General features: G+C 57.1%; 3 protein-coding genes. All 3 read left to right on the top strand.

Annotated features, from left to right (window positions below; translation table 11 throughout):
• The coding region (locus AC1DRJ_RS24620) for a TspO/MBR family protein (protein WP_477804455.1) at nucleotides 1-292 on the top strand (292 nt) is incomplete at its 5' end.
• Nucleotides 292-1,281, top strand: a complete 990-nt coding sequence (locus AC1DRJ_RS24615) for an alpha/beta hydrolase fold domain-containing protein (protein WP_477804454.1) — start codon at nucleotides 292-294, stop codon at nucleotides 1,279-1,281. The genes AC1DRJ_RS24620 and AC1DRJ_RS24615, both read left to right, overlap by 1 nt.
• 338 nt (nucleotides 1,282-1,619) lie before the next feature.
• Nucleotides 1,620-2,394: sugar phosphate isomerase/epimerase family protein (locus AC1DRJ_RS24610; RefSeq protein WP_477804453.1), on the top strand; the 775-nt coding region annotated here is incomplete at its 3' end.

Below are 2,394 nucleotides of genomic sequence, written 5' to 3'. Positions count from 1 at the left end.
GTTGCTTGCCTGGGCCGGTTACCGGTTGACCCTGATACCTGGAAGTCAGGCGGTGTTGGCTTTATGGGCGGCGCAGATTGCGCTGAATACGCTGTGGACACCGGTGTTCTTCGGCGCACAGCGCATTTTCGCCGGCATGGTGATCCTGACGCTGCTCTGGCTGGTGGTCGCTGTGATGGTGGTGATGACGTTGCAGCTTGATGTGATCACTGGCTTGATTCTGCTTCCTTACCTTGCGTGGCTTTGCGTAGCGGCTGCGTTGAATTTTTCCATCTTGCGCAATAACCGCTGATGATGAATTCCAACGGGGGTATGAAAACGCCTTGGCCTGCTGGTGAACTGGAGCTGGAGCAAGTACGGAATTTCAACAAAAAACTTGCCTGGTTGCCGCGCTTTCGAATCCGTAATCGCATCACGCCCCGTGTGATCCAGGCTTTGCTGCAATCCAGTCAGATCGGCGGTGCAGGTAAATTACGCAAGCATGGGCTGAAGGCTGAAAGAAAGGTGATTGATGTGGGCGGTGTGTCAGTGCCCGTTCGGATCATCAGGCCCAGAGGTAAAGCAAAAGGCGTTGTGCTGGATTTCCACGGGGGCGGATGGGTTATTGGCAATGCGCAGATGAATGACAACTTCAACATTGCCATGGTGAATATCTGCAATGTCACGGTCGTCTCGGTCGATTACCGGCTTGCCTCATCGACTCCGATTGAAGGTGTGATGGAGGATTGCCAGTGTGCCGCGCGCTGGCTTCTGAATGACGGCTGTGAAGAGTCTGCCGGTCTGCCCGTTATCGTCGTGGGTGAATCGGCTGGGGCTCATCTTGCTGCGGCAACATTGCTGGCGCTAAGACAATCGCCCGGCTTGCTTCAACGGGTGAGCGGCGCGCTGTTGTATTACGGTGTTTACGATTTGACGGGAACAGCGAGCGTGCGCACTGCTCCTCGTGAAACGCTGCTGTTGGACGGTCCCGGCATGGTTGAAGCATTTCGCAGGCTGACACCGGGCTTGAATGATCAGCAACGCCGGGAACCACCCTTGTCCCCGCTGTACGGCGACTTTACGGGTTTTCCGCCAGCGCTGATGTTTGCCGGTGAGCTGGATCCCCTGAGGGACGACACACTCGAACTAGCCGATCGCTGGATGAAATCGGCACCGGTTGAGGTGCATTTGTTACCGTCGTCTCCCCACGGGTTTATTCATTTTCCGACCACCATGGCAGATACCGTGCTTGCGTATAGCCACGAGTGGATAACGGCTCGGATCGATGCTGTTGCTCACTGACAACAGCTTTCGGCTGAAGCGGACAGTCAGATTTGGCCAACTTGGCGCTGAGTGAACAATCGACGCCCTGGCGCTGGGTGTTGTTTGGATGTAGCACAATGATTCCGCAATGCTGGCACCGCGTGCTGACAGCCAACGAACACGCCCCCCCGCCAAAAAAACCCACCGCTAGAACCGGATAAATAGTTAGCTATTGGTTGACGAAAGTCTGAAGTATTCATTTGAACTTTCAGATTCTTTCACGCCGCAGCCTATGCCTAACATCGGCACCACAGCGAATTCGCCACGGCATCGCTGGGTGGGTATCAGGTTGCGCCCGGATTTTTTGAGGATTACCGATGAAACTGGAAATATTCCGCACGCTGTGGGGTTACACCGCCAGCAAGGCTAAGGCGCTCGAAGAGCTGCTCCAGGCGGGCTTTGATGGCATGGAAGCACGCTTGCCCCTGGATGCCCGTGAACGCGCCGAGTTCAGTGCCTTCCTCCAGGTCAATCGCCTGGGCTGTATCAGCACAGTTTTCACCGCGTACGACGTGCTGCCGGACCAGTCGGCAACGCCTGCCGTTCACCTCAATGACCTGGACCAGAAACTCGCCTGGGCCGCGGAACTCGGCCCGCGCTTCGTCAATGTGCTGGCGGGCAACGATCGCTGGTCCCTGCCACAACAAGTGGAGTTCTTTGGTCAAGCGCTGGAACTGGCGCGCAAGCATGGCCAGGTCTGCAGTTTCGAAACCCACCGCTCGCGGTCGCTGTTCAACCCTTGGGTGACGCTGGAGTTGATCCGGCAGTTGCCCGATCTGTTGTTCACCAGTGACATCAGCCATTGGGTCGTGACCTGCGAACGACTGTTGAACGACCCGGCCGATGACCTGAGCGCTTTCATCGAGCGGGTTCACCATATCCAGGCTCGCGTCGGTTACGACCAGGGTCCGCAGGTTCCGCACCCGGCGGCGCCCGAATATGCAAAAGAACTGGCCTTCCATCAGCAGCACTGGGAAAGCATTTGGCGCTCGCAGCAAGCCCGCGGTTACCAGGTCAGCACCCTGACCCCGGAATTCGGCGCCGACGGCTACCTGCATCATTTGCCCTTTACCAATGTACCCGTTGCCGACC

It is taken from the genome of Pseudomonas sp. P5_B2 (assembly GCF_056400445.1).
Note: the sequence above shows the minus strand (reverse complement) of the source record. Positions and strands in the feature narration are given on the sequence as shown.

Coding starts and splice junctions, on each gene's coding strand:
- AC1DRJ_RS24615 (WP_477804454.1), top strand. CDS start 292: ATGATGAATTCCAACGGGGGTATGAAAACGCCTTGGCCTGCTGGTGAA.